This window comes from Pantoea sp. K16 (assembly GCF_048452805.1).
Classification (GTDB): domain Bacteria; phylum Pseudomonadota; class Gammaproteobacteria; order Enterobacterales; family Enterobacteriaceae; genus Pantoea; species Pantoea agglomerans.
Genome location: NZ_JBLWNV010000006.1, coordinates 1 through 22,038, shown reverse-complemented (window position 1 = coordinate 22,038; position 22,038 = coordinate 1). Strand labels below are relative to the sequence as shown.

Genomic DNA, 22,038 nt, shown 5'->3' with positions numbered 1-22,038 from the left:
TCTCCGGGCCGTGGTGAGGTGTAGACTTCAGCCCCTGCAAACCAGGAAAAACGAGAGGATTAATGAGCTACCGTGTAATTGCCCTCGACCTCGACGGCACGCTGCTGACCCCAGCCAAAACGATTCTGCCGCAGTCAATCGAAGCGCTAAATCAGGCACGCCAGGCGGGCGTTCATGTCGCTATCGTGACCGGACGCCATCACTGCGCTATCCACCCTTTTTATCAGGCGTTACAGCTGGATACACCCGCAATCTGCTGTAATGGCACCTATTTGTATGATTACCAGGCGAAAAAGGTGCTGGCGTCCGATCCCCTCGACCCGCAGCTGGCGTTGCAGGTGATTGAGATGCTGAATCAGCAACAGATTCACGGGTTGCTCTACGTGGATGATGCGATGCTCTATCAGACCCCGACCGGCCACGTGATGCGCACCCTGAAGTGGGCTGAATCGCTGCCCGCCCACCAGCGTCCACTGTTCCGCCAGGTGCCCGACTTAGCCCAGGCGGCACGCGACGCCGGTTCGATCTGGAAGTTTGCCCTGTCGCACAACAACATCCCGGAACTGCAGCAGTTCGCCACCAGGGTGGAAGCGGAACTGGGACTGGCCTGCGAATGGTCGTGGCACGATCAGGTGGATATCGCCAAAGGCGGCAACAGCAAAGGCAAACGACTGGCGCAGTGGGTTGAATCACTGGGGCTGAGTATGTCCGATGTGATCGCGTTCGGTGATAACTATAACGATCTCAGCATGCTGGAAACGGCCGGACTGGGCGTGGCGATGGGTAATGCCGATGAGGCGATCAAAGCGCGGGCGAAAATGGTGATCGGCACCAACCTTGAAACCGGTATTGCCGATACCCTCTATCAGTACGTGTTGTAATCAGGGCGTCACCGAGACGCTTTTGATCTGGGCATAAAGCCACTGATCCGGCCGGATGCCCAGCTCATCCCGCGCCCACGGCGTGATGCGCGCCCAGAGTTCGCTGATGCCGATGCGCAGTTTCACCTCAACCTGGTCCCCGACCTCCAGCAATTCCACCACCTGAGCCGGCAGGATATTGCGGATGGAAGTATTGTGCGGCGGCTGCAGCGCCAGCGAGACATCGGCCGAGGCAATGCGAATACGCAGCGGGGTTTTAACCGGCTGATTCACCCGGCTGACCCAGATGTGCTGATCGCCCAGCGACAGCGCGGTCATCGGATAGTCGGGATGCTGTTCCAGCACCTGCACCCGCAGCACGCTGGTCAGTTCACTCACCGGCAGCCAGGGCCGCATCGCGCTGCTGCTCCAGACCCGCTCCAGCGGACCAAAAGCTTTGACCTTGCCCGCATCCAGCACCAGCACGTTATCAGCCAGCTGCAGGATCTCCTCCAGACTGTGCGAAACGTAGAGCATCGGAATATCAACCTGCTTCGCCAGCTTTTGCAGATAGGGCATCAGTTCACGTTTACGTGGCAGATCCAGTGACGCCAGCGGCTCATCCAGCAGCAGCATATCCGGTGCGGTCAGCAGCGCACGGCCAATCGCGACCCGCTGCTTTTCCCCGCCCGACAGCGACAGCGGAAAGCGCGGCAGCAGCGCCTCCAGACCCAGCAGAGAGACCAGACTGTCGAACTGCGCTTTCATCTTAGGTGCCATACCATATTGCAGGTTGCCTCGGACCCGATAGTGCGGGAACAGCCGCGCATCCTGGAACACATAACCGATACGCCGTTTTTCCGGCGGCAGCGCAATCTTCTGCTCCGCATCAAACAGCAGACGATTGTGCAGCTGGATCTGTCCTCTCTGCGGCTGGGTCAGCCCGCTGATCGCGTTGATCAGGGAGGTTTTTCCGGCGCCTGACACGCCGAAAATAGCGGTGATCCCTTTGGCCGGGATCTGCAGGTCGACCTCCAGCACGTGATCGCCCTGCTGCTGCATAATGTTGAGTGATAGCATCAGTTTCCCATCCGCTTACGGCCTGCACGTGCCAGCCATTCCGACGCCAGCAGTGACGCCAGCGCCAGCACGATCGCGATGACGCAGAGCCGTGCCGCCGCCCCTTCCGCACCGGGCGTCTCTATCAGGGTAAACATCGCCAGCGGCAGCGTGCGCGTCTCGCCGGGAATATTGGAAACAAAGGTGATGGTGGCGCCGAACTCGCCCAGCGATCGGGCAAACGCCAGCACCGTGCCAACGATGACGCCTGGCAAGGTCAGCGGGAGCGTAATGGTGAAAAAGACCCGCCAGCGTCCGGCGCCCAGCGTGCGCGCCGCCTGCTCCAGCCGGCAATCCACCGCCTCCAGCGCCAGCCGGATGGCGCGCACCATCAACGGAAAGGCGATCACGGCAGAGGCCAGTGCGGCACCGCGCCAGCTGAAAGCAAAGCTGAAGCCAAACCAGTCATAAAGCTTTTCGCCTATGATGCCGCGCCGCCCAAGGCTAATCAGCAGCAGATAACCCACCACCACCGGCGGCAGCACCAGCGGCAGGTGGATCAGGCTGTCGAGCAGCGCTTTACCAGGAAAACGGCAGCGCACCAGAATCCAGGCCATCAGGATGCCAAACGGCAGACTGCCAATCACGGCTATGCCAGAGACTTTAAGGCTAAGCAGTACCGCCTGCCATTCGGGATCGCTGAGTATCATTTCGTCGGTGTGAATCCGTAATGTTTAAAGATAGCCGCGGCCTGAGGCCCTTTCAGATAATCATAAAACGCTTTAACGGCAGCGTTGTCGTGATCGTTCACGATCGCCATCGGATATTCTACGGGTTTATGGCTGGTTGCCGGAAAATGCCCGACGACCTGCACTTTGTCGCTGGCGACCGCGTCGGACCCGTAGACAATGCCATAGGGCGTTTCATTACGCTCGACCAGCGCCAGTGCTGCCCGCACATTATTGGCTGGCGCTAACGAAGGCGCAACGCCTTCCCAGGCACCCAGCTTTTGCAGCGCCTCTTTGGCGTAGATGCCCGCAGGAACGTGGTCCGGATCGCCGACTGCCAGACGCTCACCGTGCAGCAAGGTTTTCCAGTCAGTCTGCGGGTCCAGCGTCACCGCTTTCGCGGCGGCACTGCGTGGCGCAATCAATACCAGATCGTTGCCCAGCAGGGTATAGCGGCTGCTGGTAATCACACTTTTTTTCGCCACCGCATCATCCATCCACTGCTGATCGGCAGAGATAAAGAGATCGGCAGGAGCACCCTGTTCAATCTGGCGCGCCAGCGTTGAAGAGGAGGCAAATGAAGAGACCACCGTCACCCCCTTTTCCTGCTTGTAACGGCTGGCAATATCCTGCATCGCGTTGGTCAGAGAAGCCGCGGCAAACACAGTGATGTTGTCGGCGGCCACAGCCTGCCCGGCCAGCGAAACGGTGATCAGGGCCGCGACGCCCCAGCGATAGTGTTTAAATGACATGATTTTCTCCGGCTATTCGTTGTGTAGCGGATAATATAGCGCAATGTCAGTGAGGTTCAGTAAATTATCGGCAGGGGGAACAAAAGGTTAAATCAGGAGAGATAAAAACGACCACGCCCGCGCAGATGGCGGGCGTGGCAGCAATTAATTGTGCGAACGGGCTGAGGATTTTTCGCGATGACCAATTTTAGAGATGACGTTAAACACTTCACCCAGGCCATAAATCATGCCCAGCATCAGCGCCATCACGACAGGCACCATCAGTATGGCAACGGCGAGGCTTTTAAGTAATTCCAGCATGGAGAGTCTCACTCTGCTAACAAAAAAGAGATTGTAACGGGTCAGCAAAATTTTGCGCAGCCCTTTTCGTGCTTTTACTTTGGTCACAAAACGCCGCTATCATCGGCCTTCGCCTTAACCCTTTGCCGGAGCTGTCATGGAAGCCGAACTGTCCCTTCATATCCGTTTACAACAGAAACTGTTTGCCGATCCGCGACGTATTGAGCTGCTGAAACGCGTACAGCAGACCGGGTCGATCAGTCAGGGGGCGAAGCTGGCCGGTATCAGCTACAAAAGTGCCTGGGATGCGATTAATGAGATGAACCAGATGGCGGATGAAACGCTGGTGGAGCGGGCCACCGGTGGCAAAGGCGGCGGCGGTGCAACGCTGACCCGCTACGGTGAACGCCTGATTCAGCTGTTCCAGCTGATGGAGCAGATCCAGCAGAAAGCCTTTGATGCGCTGCAGCAGGATACGTTACCGCTCGACAGTCTGCTGGCGGCCATCGCCCGTTTCTCTCTGCAGACCAGCGCCCGTAACCAGCTGTTTGGCACTGTCGTCAGTAACGATGCGCAGCAGGTGGTCCAGCATCTGCTGATTCAACTGGCCGATGGCGTCACGCAGCTTAATGTGGCGCTGACCCAGCGCAGCGCCGATCGCCTGCAACTGGCCGCCGGTAAAGAGGTGCTGGTGCTGATCAAGGCGCCGTGGATCCGCATCAGTCGTGACGCCGCACAGGATGACAATCAGCTGGCAGCGACGGTCAGTGCCATCGAACCCGGCGAGCAGATGAGTGAAGTGCTGATGAAGCTCTCCAGCGGCGAAACCCTGTGCGCGACCCTGAGCAACGATCAGCTGCAGCAACTGACGCTGCAGCCCGGCGACGCAGTGATCGCCAGTTTCAATGCCGAACACGCCATCGTCGCCACCCTGCTCTAGCGGTTGATTTGACTTCATTAAGGGCAATGGTTACAACTCAGTGACACGATGCAAAAAATGGAACAGATCATGGCTTCATTGCACATTTCGCAAGGCACGTTTCGTCTTAGCGATACCCGGATACTGAGTCTGAATCAGGTGGAACTGCAGCGCGGCGAAAGCTGGGCGTTTGTCGGAGCCAACGGCAGCGGCAAATCATCACTGGCGCGCGCACTCTCTGGTGAACTTCCGCCGCTGGCCGGTTCAGTCAGCAGCGATTTCAGACGGCCGGTCCGGCTGTCGCTGGAGCAGCTACAAACCCTGGTGGCGCAGGAGTGGCAGCGCAACAACACCGATATGCTCAGCGAAGGTGAAGAGGATACCGGGCTGACCGTGGCAGAGGTGATTCAGGCGGAGGTGCAGCAGCCCGAGCGCTGCGAGCAGCTGGCACAGCAGTTCGGCATCGAAGCGCTGCTTTCACGCCGCTTCAAATATCTCTCTACCGGCGAAACCCGCAAAACCCTGCTCTGTCAGGCATTGATGAACCAGCCAGATTTGCTGATTCTGGATGAGCCGTTTGACGGGCTGGATGTGGCGTCGCGCGCCAGCCTGACCGACACGCTGCGCGGCCTGCAGCAATCGACATTTACCCTGGTGCTGGTGCTCAATCGCTTTGACGATATTCCCGACTTCATTCAGCAGGTTGGCGTGCTGGCGGAGTGCACACTCACCCACAGCGGGCCACGCCAGGCCATTTTAACGGAAGCGCTGGTGGCGCAGCTGGCACACAGTGAACAGCTGATGGGAATGGCGTTACCTGAGGCGGATGCGCCGGATCAGCTGCCATCGCTGGCGGATGATGCGCCGCGCGTTATCCTGCGCAACGGCACCGTCTCGTATAACGATAAGCCAGTAATTCAGGGGCTGAACTGGCAGGTCAACGCCGGCGAGCACTGGCAGATTACCGGCCCGAACGGCGCCGGAAAATCGACCCTGCTCAGCCTGGTGACCGGCGATCATCCTCAGGGCTACAGCAATGATTTAACCCTGTTTGGCCGCCGTCGCGGCAGTGGTGAAACCATCTGGGATATCAAGCAGCATATTGGCTATGTCAGCAGCAGCCTGCATCTCGATTACCGCGTCAGCACCAATGTGCGCACGGTGATCCTGTCGGGCTTCTTCGACTCTATTGGTCTCTATCAGGCGGCTTCTGACCGGCAAAAAGCGCTGGCGCAGCAGTGGCTGGCACTGCTGGGGATGGATAACGGACAGGCCGATGCGCCGTTCCACTCGCTCTCATGGGGACAGCAGCGGCTGGTGCTGATTGCCCGCGCGCTGGTTAAGCATCCGACGCTGCTGATTCTGGATGAGCCACTACAGGGGCTCGACCCGATTAACCGCCAGCTGGTGCGGCGCTTTGTCGATGTGCTGATTGGCGAGGGACGGACTCAGCTGCTGTTTGTTTCGCATCACGCGGAAGATGCGCCCGCCTGCATCACACATCGCCTGAGCTTTATCGCCCATGACGGCGGCTATCACTATCAGCAGGAAACCCTGCACTAAGGCTCTTGTAACGCGTCACCCCACGCCGCTGCTGCGGCGTTTTAAAGCACCCTTGTGTAAGCGCTACCATTCCACATCACCTTTCACGCCATATATCCGCACACAATGCCACGAAATAAGAATATTCAGCTTGTGTAAACGATACCATTTATCCAGACTTGATCACGCTTTCGGGCGCGCTGATGTGCTACTTTTTACCGATGCCTCTTTGGCTTTTGACGCTTACCAGGATCTAACATGGAAAAATTCAACCCGGTCGATCACCCGCATCGCCGTTACAATCCACTGATTGATCAATGGATTTTAGTTTCACCTCATCGGGCCAAACGTCCGTGGCAAGGCGCGCAGGAAACCCCGGCGGTCAATACGTTACCGGCGCACGATCCGGACTGCTTCCTGTGTGCCGGAAACACCCGCATCACCGGCGACAAAAACCCGGACTATGCGGGCACCTACGTCTTTACCAATGACTTTGCTGCGCTGATGACCGACACGCCAGACGCGCCTGAGAGCGACGATATCCTGATGCGTTGTGAAAGCGCTCGCGGCACCAGTCGGGTCATCTGCTTCTCGCCCGATCACAGCAAAACCCTGCCGGAGATGTCGCTGAACGCGCTGGAAGAGGTGGTGCGTACCTGGCAGGCAGAGACCGCCGATCTGGGTCAGCACTATCCGTGGGTGCAGGTGTTTGAGAACAAAGGCGCGGCGATGGGCTGCTCCAACCCGCATCCGCATGGTCAGATCTGGGCCAACAGCTTCCTGCCGAATGAAGCGCAGCGTGAAGATGATCATCAGCGCGACTATTTCGCTAAACATGGCTCGCCGATGCTGGTCGATTATCTGGCTCGCGAACAGCAGGATGGCAGCCGCACCGTGGTGGAAACCGATCACTGGCTGGCGGTGGTGCCGTGGTGGGCCGCCTGGCCGTTTGAAACCCTGCTGCTGCCGAAAGCGCACGTCAAACGAATTACCGACCTCAATGAGGCGCAGCGTACCGACCTGGCGCTGGCGCTTAAGCTGCTGACCAGCCGCTACGACAACCTGTTCCAGTGCTCATTCCCCTACTCCATGGGCTGGCACGGCGCGCCGTTTAACGGCGAAGCCAACGATCACTGGCAGTTGCATGCTCACTTCTATCCGCCGCTGCTGCGCTCAGCAACGGTGCGTAAATTTATGGTTGGCTATGAGATGCTGGCCGAAACCCAACGCGATTTAACGGCGGAACAGGCGGCGGAACGTCTGCGTTCTGTCAGCGACGTTCACTTCCGTGAGGCACAACAATGAGCTTAAAAACCATCACGCAGCAGCTTTTCTCTGACACCTTCGGTTACGCCGCTACGCATACCATTCAGGCACCGGGCCGCGTTAACCTGATTGGCGAGCACACTGACTATAACGACGGCTTCGTGCTGCCGTGCGCCATCGATTACCAGACGGTGATTGCCTGTGCCCGCCGTGACGATCGCCAGATTCGGGTGGTCGCGGCGGATTATGAGAATGCGCAGGACACATTCTCGCTGGATGAAGAGATCGTCAGCCTGCAGGAACCGATGTGGGCCAACTATGTGCGCGGCGTGGTGAAACATCTGCAGCAGCGTCATGCCGATTTCGGCGGCATCGATATGGTGATCAGCGGCAACGTGCCTCAGGGCGCGGGCCTCAGCTCCTCTGCCTCGCTGGAAGTGGCGGTCGGCACCGTGGTGCAACAGCTCTATAATCTGCCGCTGGATGGCGCCGCCATTGCCGTGAATGGTCAGGAAGCGGAAAACCAGTTCGTCGGCTGTAACTGCGGCATCATGGACCAGCTGATCTCCGCGCTGGGCCGGAAAGATCACGCCATGCTGCTCGACTGCCGCACGCTGGGCACGCGTCCGGTGTCGATGCCGGAAGATATCGCGGTGGTGATCATCAACTCCAACTTCCGTCGTACCCTGGTTGGCAGCGAATACAACACGCGTCGTGAGCAGTGTGAAGCGGGCGCGCGTTTCTTCAATAAGAAGGCGCTGCGTGACGTTGAACTGGCCGAGTTTGAAGCGGCACAGGCGCAGCTCGACCCGCAGGTGGCAAAACGCGTGCGTCACGTTCTGACCGAGAACGCCCGCACCCTGGAAGCAGCCGATGCGCTGACGCAGGGCGACCTGACCCGTATGGGCCAGCTGATGGCCGAATCTCACGCCTCGATGCGTGACGACTTCGAGATCACCGTGCCACCGATCGATACCCTGGTAGAGATCGTGAAAGCGCAGATCGGTGAGCGCGGCGGCGTACGTATGACCGGCGGCGGCTTTGGTGGCTGTATCGTCGCGCTGATGCCACTGGATCTGGTCGATCAGGTTAAAGCCGCCGTAGCGGAGCAGTATGAAGCAGCGACCGGCATCAAAGAGACCTTCTACGTCTGCAAAGCCTCTGAAGGAGCCGGCCAATGCTGAACGACGTCAACTCCCATGCGCCCGACGGTCAGCCGTGGCGCATAACGGTGCTGCGCAATGCCAACGGCATGCTGGCAACCTTTATGGACTGGGGCGCAACCTGGCTCTCCGCCCGCGTGCCGATGCAGGATGGCACGGTGCGTGAAGCGCTACTCGGCTGCGCCACGCCCTCTGACTATCTCCATCAGGATGCCTATCTGGGCGCGACGGTCGGCCGCTACGCTAACCGCATCGCCGGGGCAAAACTGAATAAACTGAACCGCCAGCTGGTGCCGAACCAGGGCGCACATCAGCTGCATGGCGGACCGGAAGGCTTTGATAAGCGCCGCTGGCAGATTGTCAGCCAGTCTGACAGCGAGGTGCACTACCGCATTGATTCGCCTGATGGCGATCAGGGCTATCCCGGCAATCTGATTGCCGATCTGCGCTATCAGCTGGATGACCAGAACTGCCTGAGCATTAGCTATGAAGCGCGCTGCGATCAGCCCTGCCCGGTCAATCTGACTAACCACGCCTACTTTAACCTTGATGCGCATCATGGCGACGCCCGCCAGCATCGCTTACAACTGCACGCCGACCATTATCTGCCGGTCGACAGCGAAGGCATCCCGAATGCGCCGCTGAAAGAGGTTGTCGGAACCAGTTTTGATTTCCGCGAGGCCAAAGTCGTGGCACAGGAGTTTCTGGCAGACGACGACCAGCGAGCGGTGAAGGGCTATGACCATGCGTTTCTGCTCAACAGCGCAGGCGACGACACTCAGCCTGCGGCAGAACTCTGGTCGGAAGATGGCAGACTGCAGCTCAGCGTGACCACTTCGGCACCGGCGTTGCAGTTCTACTCCGGCAACTACCTGGCGGGCACCCGTGCCCGTGAGCAGGCGAGCTATACTGCATTTCAGGGTATTGCGCTGGAGAGCGAATTTTTACCGGATTCGCCTAATCATGATGAATGGCCTCAGCCTGATTGCTGGCTGCAGCCGGGAGATCGCTGGGAATCCGTGACGCGTTATCGCTTCACGCCACGCTGAGCCTCCGGCTGAAAAACGCGCAGTGCGTCACACACAGGCTTACGCGCTGCCCGCTTTTCCGTTATGGTATGGCGCAATCAGCTCGCGTGTCAGGCGGGCAGCAGCAGGTTTCCAATCTCACAGAAACATCACAGTATTAAGGAGTTAAGCTATGGCTGTAACTAAGCTGGTTCTGGTGCGACACGGCGAAAGCCAGTGGAACAACGAAAACCGCTTTACCGGTTGGTATGATGTTGACCTTTCTGAGAAAGGTCGTGGCGAAGCCAAATCAGCAGGTCAGCTGCTGAAAAAAGAGGGCTTTGTTTTCGATTTCGCTTACACCTCAGTACTGAAGCGTGCCATTCACACGCTGTGGAATGTGCTGGATGAGCTGGATCAGGCCTGGCTGCCGGTTGAGAAAACCTGGCGTCTGAACGAGCGTCACTACGGTGCGCTGCAGGGTCTGGATAAAGCGGAAACCGCTGCCAAATATGGTGATGAGCAGGTTAAGCAGTGGCGTCGCGGCTTTGCCGTTACTCCGCCAGAGCTGGATCGTTCAGATGAGCGCTTCCCGGGCCATGATCCGCGTTACGCGAAACTGACCCCAGAGCAGCTGCCAACCACCGAAAGCCTGGCGCTGACTATTGACCGCGTTATCCCTTACTGGAACGAAACCATTCTGCCGCGCATCAAAAGCGGTGAGAAAGTGATCATTGCCGCACACGGCAACTCACTGCGTGCGCTGGTGAAATATCTGGATAACCTGAGCGAAGATGAAATCCTCGAACTGAACATCCCTACCGGCGTACCGCTGGTTTATGAGTTCGATGAAAACTTCAAACCGCTGAAACGCTACTACCTGGGCGACCAGGACGAGATTGCCGCGAAAGCCGCAGCCGTTGCGAATCAGGGTAAAGCGAAGTAATTTCTCGCTGAAATGCAAAAAGGCCAGACGAAAGTCTGGCCTTTTTTTATTGGGCTGCGCGCACGAACGCTGCGCACTGTGTTCGTTGTCAGAATAAAGAGATCAATGAGCCAGGCAACAACTGATTGGCTCAAAGCGCAGGGAATACGGTCAGAGGCACAATCCTCAACACGAACCGGGTCAGACCTTGTCAGTTATCCCACTCAGCCGCGGCGCTGTTTAACCGCTGCCGCCAGCTGACGCAGCACCTTGTCGGTATCTTCCCAGCCGATACAGGCGTCGGTGACGCTTTTGCCATAGACCAGCGGCTCGCCGCTCTCCAGGCTCTGGTTGCCCTCCACCAGATGACTCTCAATCATCACACCGACAATTGCCTGCTCACCGTTAATCAGTTGCTGTGAGACATCGTCTGCCACGATCATCTGACGCTGGAACTGCTTGCTGCTGTTGGCGTGGCTGAAATCGATCATCACCTGCTGTGGCAGACCCGCTTTTGCCAGGCCCTCTTTGACCTCTGCAACATGCTGCGCACTGTAGTTCGGCTCTTTGCCGCCGCGCAGAATGATATGGCAGTCACCGTTGCCGCTGGTTTCCACAATGGCGGAGTGACCATACTTCGTCACAGACAGGAAACAGTGCGGCGATCCCGCCGCGTTAATGGCATCGATCGCCACCTTAATGGTGCCATCGGTGCCGTTTTTGAAGCCGACCGGACAGGAGAGACCGGACGCCAGCTCACGGTGTACCTGGGATTCCGTGGTGCGCGCGCCAATCGCGCCCCAGCTCATCAGGTCAGCCACATATTGCGGGGTAATCATATCCAGAAACTCGCCCGCCGCCGGTAAGCCGCTGTCGTTAATATCCAGCAGCAGTTTACGCGCCAGACGCAGACCGTCATTGAGCTGGTAGCTGTTGTCCATGTAGGGATCGTTGATCAGCCCTTTCCAGCCCACCGTGGTGCGCGGCTTTTCAAAATAGACCCGCATCACCACTTCCAGCTCGCCTTTCAGCTCATCACGCAGCGCCAGCAGGCGGTCGGCATACTCTTTTGCCGCTTCAGTGTCATGAATCGAGCAGGGGCCGATCACCACCAGCAGGCGATCGTCCTTGCCCTGCAGGATCTGATGAATCGCCTGACGGGCCTGTGAAACGGTCTGTGCAGCACGATCGGTCGCCGGGAATTTTTCGAGCAGCGCAACCGGAGGTAACAGCTCTTTAATCTCTTTGATGCGTAAGTCATCGTTCTGGTAATTCATACTGATTCCATATTATTTCTGGCCCGGCGCCCGCCGGACACAACCTGCCCAATGTAGCCCGAAGCGCCTGGGGTGTAAATTCCCGCTGCGGGTTAAATGTGCGGGTGATATTTGCATTAATCAGGTTAGCGACTAGACTTTTTAATGGTAAGCACTGAGGAACGTCCCGCTTACCAAATTAAATCACCCTGTTTAAGCCAACCGGCGAATTATATTTCGTCAGGGATTTTATTACCCGAAATTGCACCTCTGGGCTTAAAGCACCTTCATTTATTAACGGGAGCATAATGATGAAAAAGTTTGCCTTACTCTTTTTGACAGCAGCAATGACACTGAGCAGCGGTGCGGTACTGGCTGCAGACAGCAGCAGCAATAACGGTACATCGAATCAGGCAGCCAGTGCAGGTGCAGCAGCGGGCGGAGCGAAAGAGAATCTGCCGCCAAATAATGTCGATAACAGCAAAATTAATAACACTGGCAACGATACCAATCCTGCAACGTCCGGCAGCACCACCAGCCATGGTAATATGTCTGCTAACGAAATGGACCAGAACGCCCAGTGTAAAGATGGTAAATGTCCGAACATCAATAAAAAAGTTCAGACTAAAGTGGGCGGCGGTGACGTAGATACCAAAACCGACGGCACCACCCAGTAATTCTGTTTAGCCAGGAGAGCTGACGCTCTCCTGGTTTTTCTCCCCTCTGTCCCACTCTTCCGCTATGCTAATCCTGTGAATTTTACAGGAAATCCTTCATGGCCGTTTTGCTTCTGATTGACGATCATCCGCTGGTTGAAGTGGCACTTGAAGCCGCTCTGAGCCAGTCACCCATTCCGGTTCAGCTCCTCTCTGCCAGCAGTGAAAAAGCCGCCCGTCCCCTGCTTCAGCAGCCACTGGACATCATCGTGCTGGATATTGGCCTGCCGGACAGCGATGGGCTGGAGTTCCTGCGTCGCCTGAAGATCCATCGGCCCGACTGTCCGGTATTGATCTACTCTGCTCAGCAGACCCGCCACTATGTGCGTCGCGCCCAGGCGCTGGGTGCCGCCGGTTATGTGGTGAAGAGCCAGCGCATGGCGCAGCTGCTTAGCGCTATCCTGGCGGTGCTGGGCGGTCAGACGGCGTTTCCGGTGATGGATGATGAGCCGGAACTCCCGCTGACCCAGAAAGAGCGTCAGATTCTGGCGCTGCTGGCCAGCGGCCTGTCCAATCTGCAAATCGCCGCCCAGTTGCACATCAGTAACAAAACGGTCAGCACCCATAAAAAGAACATTCTGGAAAAAACCGGCGCTCGTTCGGTGGTGGAACTGGCTGACCTGTGGAAGGCGCAGCAGTGAGAACTCTCCTGCTGATGCTGCTGTTGCTGTGCGGCTCCGTTGTGGCTGAGGTGCGTCCGGTGAGCAGCATCAATCTGCCGATGATGCTGCCGGTGACACACGCGGAAACCATGCAGGGCAAAATCCTGCGAGTTGGCCTGCTGGAAGAGAACTACGCCCCCTGGGCGATGCGCATCGGCAACGACCTGTATGGCATCAATGCTGACTATCTTTCCGCACTGCGCCAGCTGACTGGCGCGCAGTTCAGCCTCAACCTCTACAGCGATCAGCCGCATCTGATGCAGGCGCTGAACAGCGGCCAGATCGATTTTGCGCTTGGCATGTGGATTTCTCCCCTGCCAGCCGGCGCGCTGAGCAGCGATAACTGGTACAGCAGCCCGCTTCGGGTCTACCGCAATCAGCAAAACCAGCGTGCCGTGATGTTTAACAGCCAGAATGCCCAACTGGCGATCAGCGAAAGCACGCTGGCACAACTGCCGCCTGCGCTGGCGGCCCGCCACAGCTGGCGACGCTACAGCAGTGATCTGCAGGCGCTCTATACCCTGCTGAATCAGCAGAATGATTATGTGGTGGCGGATGAGACCAGCGCCGGATTTCTGCTGAGCCAGCTGCAACAGGGCCAGATTTATCAGATCGCCTCACACATCGAGGCCGGACAGCTCAACCTGCGCGCGGTCTCCCGCGATCCAGAGCTTATCAGCTGGATTAATCAGAGCCTGCGTCAGTTGCCAGCAGAACTGATGAACACGCTGCAGGCGCGCTGGAGCAGTACCCTGCCGCGCTACCAGGATACGCAGACCCTGATGCTCAGCCCCACTGAACGCGCCTGGATTGCCGATCATCCGCGTATTACTTACACCGCCGAACCGGACAACTATCCCTGGAGTTATCGCGATGCCAGCGGGACCGCCAGAGGCTATGGCGTGGATTTGCTGAAAGCGATAGCTCAGAGCACCGGCCTGCAGTTTGAACCGGTGTGGGTCAGCAATCCGCGTCAGGCGAACACGCTGATCGGTCAGCAGCAGGCGATGCTGCAGCTGATGCAGCCGCTGAACGGCGATGCGATGCAGAGCACCTCGCTGCCGGTGTGGCGCGCGCTGTGGGGCATCTACACCCTCCAGCCCGATACGCTGGCGCACTGGCGCGACCTGCGCGGCAAGCGGGTCGGCGTGTTACAGGATGACCTGGCGCTGCGTCTGCTGCCTGCGGATCTGCAGCCGCTGCAGTTTGCCGATCGTAATAGCCTCTATGACGCGCTGGCAAAAGGGCAGATCGATGCGCTGGTCGATAACGTGCTCTCCGCCCGCTGGCGTATCGCCAGCCGCGATGATGCGCGCATCCACCTCGCCTTTGCCGCCAGCGACATCGCCTGGCCGATCGCGCTGGGCGTGACGGCTGACCAGCCGGTGCTGCGCACCCTGCTGGATCGCGCGCTGCAGCAGATCCCGGCTGACACACAGAGTCAGATGCGCGACAGCTGGTCAACCCCGCCACAGCCCGGCAGCGTGATGGTGATGCGTTCGCTGCCGATGATGGTGCTGGCGGTGGCAGGTGCGGCCATTGCGCTACTGCTGCTGCTGCTGGCGCGCCGCTACTGGCAACAGCGCCGGGAGCGTCAGCAGCGTGAACAGGCTGAGCACGCCAATGCGATGAAGAGCCAGTTCCTGGCGACCGTCAGCCATGAGCTGCGCACGCCGATGCAGGCGATCCTCGGACTGCTGGAGCTGGAGAAGCAGCAGCACAGCAGCCAGAACCTGACGCTGCTGCACAGCAGTGCGCAATCGCTGCTGACGTTGCTGAATGATCTGCAGGATCATGCGCGCATCGAGAGCAACAGTTTTACCCTGGCGCCCCGTCCGCTGGCGCTGGCGCAGTGGCTCAATCAGCAGCAGCACTTTTATCATCCGTTAATGCGCGAAGACGGCCCGCATCTGATCGTCGAGGCGCTGACGCCGCTGCCTGATGCCGTGATGATCGATGCCGATCGCCTGCAGCAGGTGGTCAACAACCTGATGACCAATGCGCTGAAATTTACCCGCCACGGCGCGATTCGCCTGACGCTGGCCGCACAGCAACAACAGCTGATTCTGACGGTGAGCGACAGCGGCAGCGGCATTCCGCCAGAGGAGCAGCAGAAGCTGTTCGATCCCTGGTATCAGGCGCCGTCCGGTAAATCGGTTTCGGTGCAGGGCAGCGGCCTGGGGCTGTTTATCTGCCGGGAAATGGTGCAGCGGATGGGCGGCGTCATCCGGCTTGCCTCTGAACCCGGTCACGGCACCCAGGTCACCGTGACGCTGCCACTGGCGGTCTGCGCACCAGCAAACCACGTGGATGAAACCGCCCTGCCCGACCTTCCACAACTGCGGGTGGCGATTGTCGATGACCATCCGACCAATCTGCTGGTGATGCAGCAGCAGCTGTCGCGTTTTGCGATTCAGGCTGACATCTTTGAGCAGGGACGCGCGCTGCTGCAGGCCGATGCGCAGCAGCCTTATGACCTGCTGTTTATCGACCAGATGATGCCGCGGCCTGACGGCACGCTGCTTTTGCGGATACTGCGGCGGCGTGACCGTCAGCGGAAGCGTCAGGCGATGCGGGTGCTCTGCTCCGCGGATGCCCAGCTGCTGTCACGACCGCTGGAGGCGCGGGAGCGGGTAATGATAAAACCGGTGCAGTTAGCCGATCTCAGCGCGCTGCTGGCAGAGTGGCAGGAAGATCCGCTGGCGGCGCTGGATGATAATCTGTGGCAACTGGCGCAGCAGAATGAGAAATTCCTCCGCCGTCTGAGCCAGACGCTGCACAACACGGTGACGCAGGATCTGGCCGTGATGCGCGAAGCACGCGAGCGCGAGGAGTGGATGCCGTTCGCCGAAGCGGCGCACCGGATGAAAGGAAGCTGGTTACTGGTGGGACTGGAGCAGGGCGCACAGCTCAGCCAGCAACTGGCGGAGCAGGCAAAACAGCATCAGGACACGTCTGAGACGTGGCAATTACTGATATTATTAGCAAACAGGTTACTGAAAAAACTGGAATCTTATGGCACATACCCACACTCATAGCGGGCAGGATAGTAATCGCACGCGTCTGGCGGCCGCCTTCGGGGTGACCGTTGTCTTTATGGTGGCTGAAGTGATTGGCGGCTGGCTCTCGGGTTCACTGGCGTTGCTGGCCGACGCCGGGCATATGCTGACCGATGCCGCCGCGCTGATGATGGCGCTGCTGGCGGTGCAGTTCTCGCGCCGTAAACCCAATGCACGCCACACCTTTGGCCTGCTGCGTCTGACCACGCTGGCCGCATTTATTAACGCCATTGCGCTGCTGGGCATTACCGCACTGATCGTCTGGGAGGCGGTGCGCCGCTTTGCCGACCCGCAACCGGTGACCGGCGGCCTGATGCTGGGGATTGCTATTGGCGGCCTGCTGGCCAATATTCTGTCGTTCTGGCTGCTGCATCACGGCAGCGAAGAGAAGAATCTCAACGTGCGGGCCGCGGCGCTGCATGTGATGGGCGACCTGCTTGGCTCGGTGGGTGCGATTGTCGCGGCGGTGATTATTATGCTGACCGGCTGGACCCCAATCGATCCGATTCTGTCGTTGCTGGTGTCACTGCTGGTGCTGCGCAGCGCCTGGGCGCTGCTGCGTGAGAGTCTGCAGGAGTTACTGGAAGGGGCGCCGCGTTCGCTGGATGTGAACCGGCTGATACGTGATCTCACCCTGAACATCGCAGAGGTGCGCAATGTTCACCATGTGCATCTGTGGCAGGTGGGCGAAAAGCCGATGCTGACGCTGCATGCGCAGGTGATCCCGCCTTACGATCACGATGCGCTGCTGCATCGTATCCACGACTATCTGCGCCAGCACTATCAGATTGCGCATGCGACCGTGCAGATGGAGTATCAGCCCTGTGCCGGTGCCGAGTGTGAACTCGGCTTAAGCGGCGCTGCCGCCACCGGCCATGATCACAGCCATTCACACGACCATGAGCATGCTCACGCTAAAGGCGAAGCGCACACTCACTGAGCCGACAGCGCGCGGGAACCCTGTTGCCGCGCGCTGCGGATCCACATGCGCGAGCCGTTCAGCGCAATCAGCGTCAGAATCACATACTCCAGCGACATCGCATAGACGCCCTGACGGGCAAAAATCATCACGCTAATCACGTTGATGATGACCCACAGCAGCCAGTTCTCAACATATTTGCGCGTCATCAGCACCATCGCCGCAATCGACAACACCATCATGCAGGAGTCCCAGAACGGGAACGCATCCGGCTGCAGCGCGGGCATCGCCACCGACAGGCCAACGCCGTTCATCAGCGTGACGGCCGCACGGGTTAACAGCGCAAACACCGGATCGATATAGAGGGTCATCAGCGCAATCGCAATCACACAGCCCGCCGTCCAGGCCAGCGCCTTAGGCAGCGGCAGCCAGCGGATTTTCAGCGCCGCCTGATGATCGGAGGTTTGCCGACTCCAGGCGTACCAGCCGTAGATATTGGCGGCAAAAAAGAAGAGCTGCAGCAGCAGGCTGGCGTAGAGCTGGATCTGAAAGAAAATCACCGCAAACAGCGTGACGTTAATCAGGCCAAAGGGATAGTTGATGATTTTTTCCAGGCTGGCAAACCAGATGCAGAGTAAGCCCGCCAGCGTGCCGATAGCCTCAATCCATGAGAGATCGTAGCCTCCGGCACCCAGAGGAATGTGAACCAGAATATTGTGTGTGCTGAAGAAGTCCATGCTGAGCACCTGTCCGGAAAACGCTTACGCGTTTCCCTTCACGTTGAGTTTAAGTTCCGCTGCAAAGGATAGCATGCGATTAAGCGGCAGTAACGCCGCCTCACGCAGCGTCTCATCCACCTGAATCTCATGTTCCACCCCACCCGACTCCAGCGCCTCTGCGATGGCTTTAAGGCCGTTCATCGCCATCCAGGGACAGTGAGCACAGCTGCGGCAGGTGGCACCTTCACCGGCGGTCGGCGCTTCAAGCAGCTCTTTATCCGGCACCGCCTGCTGCATTTTGTAGAAGATGCCGCGATCGGTCGCCACAATCATCTGCGGATGTGGCAGGGATTTGGCGGCCTGAATCAGCTGGCTGGTCGAGCCGACCGCATCGGCCAGATCGACAATCGCCTGCGGTGACTCAGGATGCACCAGCACTGCCGCGTCGGGATAGAGCGCTTTCATACGCTGCAGCGCCTGGGTTTTGAACTCGTCGTGCACAATGCACGCGCCCTGCCAGCAGAGCACGTCCGCGCCCGATTTTTGGGTAACGTAGCGGCCAAGATGGCGATCCGGCGCCCAGATAATTTTTTCGCCCAGACTGTCGAGGTGCTCAATCAACTCGACCGCAATGCTTGAGGTCACCACCCAGTCGGCCCGCGCTTTTACCGCCGCCGAGGTATTGGCGTAGACCACCACAGTGCGATCGGGATGGGCGTCGCAAAAGGCATTAAACTCTTCAATCGGGCAGCCGAGATCCAGTGAGCACTCCGCCTGCAGCGTCGGCATCAGTACGGTTTTCTCCGGGCTGAGGATTTTGGCGGTTTCCCCCATAAAGCGCACGCCCGCCACCAGCAGTGTCGTCGCCGAATGGTTGCTGCCAAAGCGTGCCATCTCCAGCGAGTCGGAAACGCAGCCGCCCGTCTCTTCTGCCAGCGCCTGAATTTCCGGATCGGTGTAGTAGTGCGCCACCATCACTGCGTTTCGCGCCTTCAGCAGCGCTTTAATTTTCTCACGGTAGAACGCCTTCTCGTCGTCACTCAGACGGGCGGGTTTGGGCGGAAAGGGGTAAACGGCGCTTTCTGGATCGAACATCACACTCATGACACAGCTCTCGTTTTGTCTAATTAACGAAAATCGCCTGTTTCGGCGACTTATGGCGTCTAATCCGCCATCGTGTTTTATATGCTAAACACGATAGCGGAAAAGCCTGGCTGTGTCGTGCGATATTTATTCTGTCTGCATCACAGCGCCGACCCTGCCGGGCTGCGTTTCATCTGCCAGTACCAGCGGTTTTTGCGGCGCTTCCAGTGCCAGCAGAAAGGCTTTGATATCCAGTCCGCCCGCAAAGCCGGTCAGCTTGCCGTTGGCTCCAATCACGCGGTGGCACGGTGCGACAATCGAGAGCGGATTACGCCCATTGGCCGCCCCGACGGCACGCACCGCCAGCGGATGGCCGATCTCCCGCGCAATCTGGCTGTAGCTGCGCGTCTCACCAAACGGGATCGCCACCAGCGCCTGCCAGACTTTTTTCTGAAACTCAGTGCCGACAAAATCGAGCGGCAGCTCAAAGCAGCGACGAGCACCGGTGAAGTATTCGCTGAGCTGACGCTCAGTTTCGATCAGAATGGGATGATCGTCATCGCGCGTTTGCGGCAAAAACCGGGTGCGTTTTGGATCGTCGTTTTCCCACAAAATACCCGCCAGGCCGCTATCGCTTGCGACCAGTTTCAGTTCACCCACCGGGGTGACTATCGGTTTGAAGTAGTACATGGTGATTCTCCCGTCACGGTTCTGTCGCCTATTATCGCACTTTTCATCAGCCTGACTGGCTGTTTTCGGTCATGGCGATAAACTGTTGTGCTGTCCGAAAACAGCCAGTCTGCCGGGATTCACCGGTGTAGGCTGCGCTTATTTACCGGAGAACTGCCATGCTCGATCCCGACATTGCCTATCAGGCGCTGACCTCTCGTGATACCCGCTTTGACGGCGTTTTCTTTGTTGGCGTGACCTCAACCGGTATCTATTGTCGTCCGGTCTGCCCGGTCAAAGCGCCGATGCAGAAGAACTGCCTTTTCTTCAGCAGCGCCGAAGCGGCGGAGAAAGCCCGCTTTCGCCCCTGCCTGCGCTGTCGGCCCGAACTGGCACCCGGTAATGCGCCGGTTGATCAGCCGCACCGTGTGGCAGAGCGGCTGGTTCAGCGTATCGAGGAAGGCATGCTGGAGGAACGTGAAGGACTGGAGGCAATTGCCGCTGAATTCGGTATCAGCCTGCGTCAGCTGCGCCGTATCGTGCAGCAGGAGCTGGGTGTCTCGCCGCTGGAACTGAAGCAGACGCGGCGCATGCTGCTGGCTAAACAGCTGCTGACCGAAACCCGGCTGCCGATTATTGACGTTGCCTATGCCAGCGGCTTTGGCAGCCTGCGGCGCTTTAATGATGTCTTCCAGGCGCGTTACCGCATGACGCCAGGCGCGCTGCGCAGGGACGATACGGGCTCTCAGTGTGCGCAGCCCGGCGACCGTGTGACGCTGCGGCTGGCCTATCGCCCTCCCTACGACTGGGCGGCGATGCTCTGGTTCTTGCAGACGCATCTGATGAAAGAGGTCGAGGCGGTGGAAGATGGCTGCTGGCGACGCACCGTGGTGCTCGGCCGCTGCCGGGGCTGGGTCTCTGTTTCGCATCTGCCGCAAAAGAATGCGCTGCAGGTGACGCTCTCAACCTCGCTGACGCCGGTTCTGCCTCTGCTGCTGCGCCGTCTGCGTGATCTGTTCGATCTCGACGCACAGCCGCAGCGTATCGCCGCCTGTCTGGCGCAGGACCCACTGCTGGCACCCAGCCTGATCTCGCATCCGGGTCTGCGTGTGCCTGGCGCATTCGACGCCTTTGAGCTGGGCGTGCGCGCCATTATCGGCCAGCAGGTGACGGTCAAAGCGGCCACCACGGTCAGCAGCCGTTTTGCCGCCGCCTTTGGCGAACCCTGTGAGACGCCGTTCGCCGATCTGACCCGCTACACCGCCCATCCTGAACGCATCGCCGGACTGACGGTAGACGATGTCGCGCCGATGGGGATTGTCAGTGCCGCCCGCTCCCGCGCCATCATCGCCTTTGCAAATGCCTGCGCCAGCGGAGATCTTCGTCTCAGTGCCGCTCAGGCGCCAGACGAGGTCATCAAAAAACTGATCAGCCTGCCGGGTATTGGTCCCTGGACCGCGCACTATATCGCGATGCGCGCTTTGCGCTGGCCGGATGCCTTTCCCAAAGAGGATATTGCCATCCGGAATAACCTGGGCGGCATGTCATCGAAAGAAGCGGAGGCGCGATCGCAGTCGTGGCGTCCCTGGCGCAGCTATGCAGTGATGCATATCTGGGAGAGCCTGGCAGTAGCAAAGGCAAAGAAAAAGCCGTGACGGTTGATGTAAGGATGCAGATAGTCTGCCCTGATCTGCATAGTCGGTATCGCAGAAACTAAAAATGCAGAGCCTCTTCCAGACTGCTTACAAACTCGCACCCGACTGAATCTGACCGCAACGAAAAAGCTCAACGCGCAGGGAACAGGGTCAGAAGAGAATGGCGCGGGCCGACAGCCATCGCCAGAGGCTTTTCCAGACTGCTTACAAACTCGCACCCGACTGGATTTGGCCGCAACGAAAAAGCTCAACGCGCAGGGAACAGGGTCAGAAGAGGAAAGCGTCCCGCGCCTGGGACAAAAACGCCGGGAGCGTTTTTGAACAACGCAACGCGTTGGCCCGGCTACGGGCGCACCTCAGGGATGAGGTGCGTAATCGCGCGGGTCGAGCAGGTCATGGATTGGCTTTAGCGTCTTTCCGATCTGACCCTGTTCTCTGCGCAGGCTCAATCTCAAAGCGGCTTGCGGCAAACTTCATCGACAACTTTAAAAACCAATCACGTTTTGCTTTGAAAAAGTAATCAGATACCGCAGAAACAAAAAAAGCGCCCTGAGGGCGCTTTTTTCTTAATTGGTGGGTCGTGCAGGATTGCCTCGGCCCATCCGGGGCCTCGCCCTTCGGGTGATGCTGTCGCATCAGCCTGAATCGCCCGGCGATTCAGTCGAACCTGCTGCAGGTTCTCACCCTGCACGGGGAACGCCGTGCCGCAGAAACAAAAAAAGCGCCCTGAGGGCGCTTTTTTCTTAATTGGTGGGTCGTGCAGGATTCGAACCTGCGACCAATTGATTAAAAGTCAACTG

General features: G+C 58.6%; 20 protein-coding genes and 1 other RNA gene. 12 read left to right on the top strand and 9 right to left on the bottom strand.

The window, feature by feature from the left end; all coding sequences use genetic code 11:
* Positions 1-62: 62 nt before the first annotated feature.
* Positions 63-881 carry a pyridoxal phosphatase gene (locus ACK13D_RS09285; RefSeq protein ID WP_010669666.1) on the top strand — a complete coding sequence of 273 codons (819 nt, stop codon included), beginning with the start codon at positions 63-65 and terminating at the stop codon, positions 879-881.
* Here ACK13D_RS09285 and modC read toward each other — a convergent pair whose 3' ends face one another.
* From modC to ACK13D_RS09265, 4 genes are all read right to left on the bottom strand, one after another.
* Positions 882-1,940, bottom strand: coding sequence for a molybdenum ABC transporter ATP-binding protein ModC (modC, locus tag ACK13D_RS09280; protein ID WP_346551193.1), 1,059 nt, complete (start codon positions 1,938-1,940; stop codon positions 882-884).
* Positions 1,940-2,629 carry a molybdate ABC transporter permease subunit gene (gene modB / locus ACK13D_RS09275; protein ID WP_010669664.1) on the bottom strand — a complete coding sequence of 230 codons (690 nt, stop codon included), beginning with the start codon at positions 2,627-2,629 and terminating at the stop codon, positions 1,940-1,942. Before modB ends, modC begins: the two co-directional genes overlap by 1 nt.
* On the bottom strand, positions 2,626-3,399 hold the full coding sequence (gene modA, locus ACK13D_RS09270; protein WP_031293050.1) for a molybdate ABC transporter substrate-binding protein: 774 nt from the start codon (positions 3,397-3,399) through the stop codon (positions 2,626-2,628). The genes modB and modA overlap by 4 nt, the downstream gene beginning before the upstream one ends.
* A 144-nt stretch (positions 3,400-3,543) precedes the next feature.
* A complete protein-coding gene (locus tag ACK13D_RS09265) occupies positions 3,544-3,699 on the bottom strand; it encodes an AcrZ family multidrug efflux pump-associated protein (RefSeq protein ID WP_010260183.1) in 156 nt (51 codons plus the stop codon).
* Positions 3,700-3,835: 136 nt separating this feature from the next.
* On the opposite strand from ACK13D_RS09265, the gene modE reads away from it, so the two are divergent.
* The 6 genes from modE to gpmA all read left to right on the top strand — a co-directional run bounded on the left by modE (position 3,836) and on the right by gpmA (position 10,521).
* Entirely contained in the window at positions 3,836-4,618 is a 783-nt protein-coding gene (modE, locus tag ACK13D_RS09260) for a molybdenum-dependent transcriptional regulator (protein WP_346551194.1), read from the top strand.
* Between the two features lie 69 nt (positions 4,619-4,687).
* Entirely contained in the window at positions 4,688-6,160 is a 1,473-nt protein-coding gene (modF, locus tag ACK13D_RS09255; RefSeq protein ID WP_163851245.1) for a molybdate ABC transporter ATP-binding protein ModF, read from the top strand.
* 237 nt (positions 6,161-6,397) lie between these two features.
* Complete coding sequence (galT, locus tag ACK13D_RS09250; RefSeq protein ID WP_010669661.1) at positions 6,398-7,444, top strand: galactose-1-phosphate uridylyltransferase; 1,047 nt, start codon at positions 6,398-6,400, stop codon at positions 7,442-7,444.
* On the top strand, positions 7,441-8,589 hold the full coding sequence (galK, locus tag ACK13D_RS09245) for a galactokinase (RefSeq protein WP_010669660.1): 1,149 nt from the start codon (positions 7,441-7,443) through the stop codon (positions 8,587-8,589). The genes galT and galK overlap by 4 nt, the downstream gene beginning before the upstream one ends.
* A complete protein-coding gene (galM, locus tag ACK13D_RS09240; protein ID WP_010260170.1) occupies positions 8,583-9,617 on the top strand; it encodes a galactose-1-epimerase in 1,035 nt (344 codons plus the stop codon). The genes galK and galM overlap by 7 nt, the downstream gene beginning before the upstream one ends.
* A 151-nt stretch (positions 9,618-9,768) precedes the next feature.
* Positions 9,769-10,521 carry a 2,3-diphosphoglycerate-dependent phosphoglycerate mutase gene (gene gpmA / locus ACK13D_RS09235; RefSeq protein WP_033756988.1) on the top strand — a complete coding sequence of 251 codons (753 nt, stop codon included), beginning with the start codon at positions 9,769-9,771 and terminating at the stop codon, positions 10,519-10,521.
* A gap of 203 nt (positions 10,522-10,724) precedes the next feature.
* On the opposite strand, the gene aroG is transcribed toward gpmA, so the two are convergent.
* Positions 10,725-11,777: a 3-deoxy-7-phosphoheptulonate synthase AroG gene (gene aroG / locus ACK13D_RS09230; protein ID WP_033785477.1), complete on the bottom strand. Its 1,053-nt coding sequence runs from the start codon at positions 11,775-11,777 to the stop codon at positions 10,725-10,727.
* Between the two features lie 287 nt (positions 11,778-12,064).
* On the opposite strand from aroG, the gene ACK13D_RS09225 reads away from it, so the two are divergent.
* The 4 genes from ACK13D_RS09225 to zitB all read left to right on the top strand — a co-directional run bounded on the left by ACK13D_RS09225 (position 12,065) and on the right by zitB (position 17,133).
* Positions 12,065-12,433 (top strand): YbgS-like family protein, encoded by a 369-nt coding sequence (locus ACK13D_RS09225; RefSeq protein WP_022626030.1) that lies wholly within the window; start codon positions 12,065-12,067, stop codon positions 12,431-12,433.
* A 98-nt stretch (positions 12,434-12,531) separates the two neighbouring features.
* Positions 12,532-13,113, top strand: a complete 582-nt coding sequence (locus ACK13D_RS09220) for a response regulator transcription factor (RefSeq protein ID WP_033756983.1) — start codon at positions 12,532-12,534, stop codon at positions 13,111-13,113.
* A 14-nt stretch (positions 13,114-13,127) separates the two neighbouring features.
* On the top strand, positions 13,128-16,172 hold the full coding sequence (locus ACK13D_RS09215; protein ID WP_418796314.1) for a hybrid sensor histidine kinase/response regulator: 3,045 nt from the start codon (positions 13,128-13,130) through the stop codon (positions 16,170-16,172).
* Positions 16,150-17,133 carry a CDF family zinc transporter ZitB gene (gene zitB, locus ACK13D_RS09210; protein WP_418796224.1) on the top strand — a complete coding sequence of 328 codons (984 nt, stop codon included), beginning with the start codon at positions 16,150-16,152 and terminating at the stop codon, positions 17,131-17,133. The genes ACK13D_RS09215 and zitB overlap by 23 nt, the downstream gene beginning before the upstream one ends.
* Here zitB and pnuC read toward each other — a convergent pair.
* The 3 genes from pnuC to ACK13D_RS09195 all read right to left on the bottom strand — a co-directional run bounded on the left by pnuC (position 17,127) and on the right by ACK13D_RS09195 (position 19,604).
* Positions 17,127-17,849 carry a nicotinamide riboside transporter PnuC gene (gene pnuC / locus ACK13D_RS09205; protein WP_033785474.1) on the bottom strand — a complete coding sequence of 241 codons (723 nt, stop codon included), beginning with the start codon at positions 17,847-17,849 and terminating at the stop codon, positions 17,127-17,129. The genes zitB and pnuC overlap by 7 nt on opposite strands.
* A gap of 24 nt (positions 17,850-17,873) precedes the next feature.
* Positions 17,874-18,935, bottom strand: coding sequence for a quinolinate synthase NadA (gene nadA / locus ACK13D_RS09200; protein WP_022626034.1), 1,062 nt, complete (start codon positions 18,933-18,935; stop codon positions 17,874-17,876).
* 126 nt (positions 18,936-19,061) lie between these two features.
* The gene (locus ACK13D_RS09195) at positions 19,062-19,604 is read right to left on the bottom strand and encodes a methylated-DNA--[protein]-cysteine S-methyltransferase (protein ID WP_010260149.1); all 543 of its coding nucleotides are present in this window, start codon (positions 19,602-19,604) and stop codon (positions 19,062-19,064) included.
* A gap of 158 nt (positions 19,605-19,762) precedes the next feature.
* Between ACK13D_RS09195 and ACK13D_RS09190 the strand changes: the two genes are divergently transcribed.
* Positions 19,763-21,238 carry an AlkA N-terminal domain-containing protein gene (locus ACK13D_RS09190; protein ID WP_418796220.1) on the top strand — a complete coding sequence of 492 codons (1,476 nt, stop codon included), beginning with the start codon at positions 19,763-19,765 and terminating at the stop codon, positions 21,236-21,238.
* A 571-nt stretch (positions 21,239-21,809) separates the two neighbouring features.
* Here the strand turns inward: ACK13D_RS09190 and ACK13D_RS09185 are convergent.
* Positions 21,810-21,943, bottom strand: a non-coding RNA gene (locus tag ACK13D_RS09185) — RtT sRNA.
* Positions 21,944-22,038 lie beyond the last annotated feature (95 nt).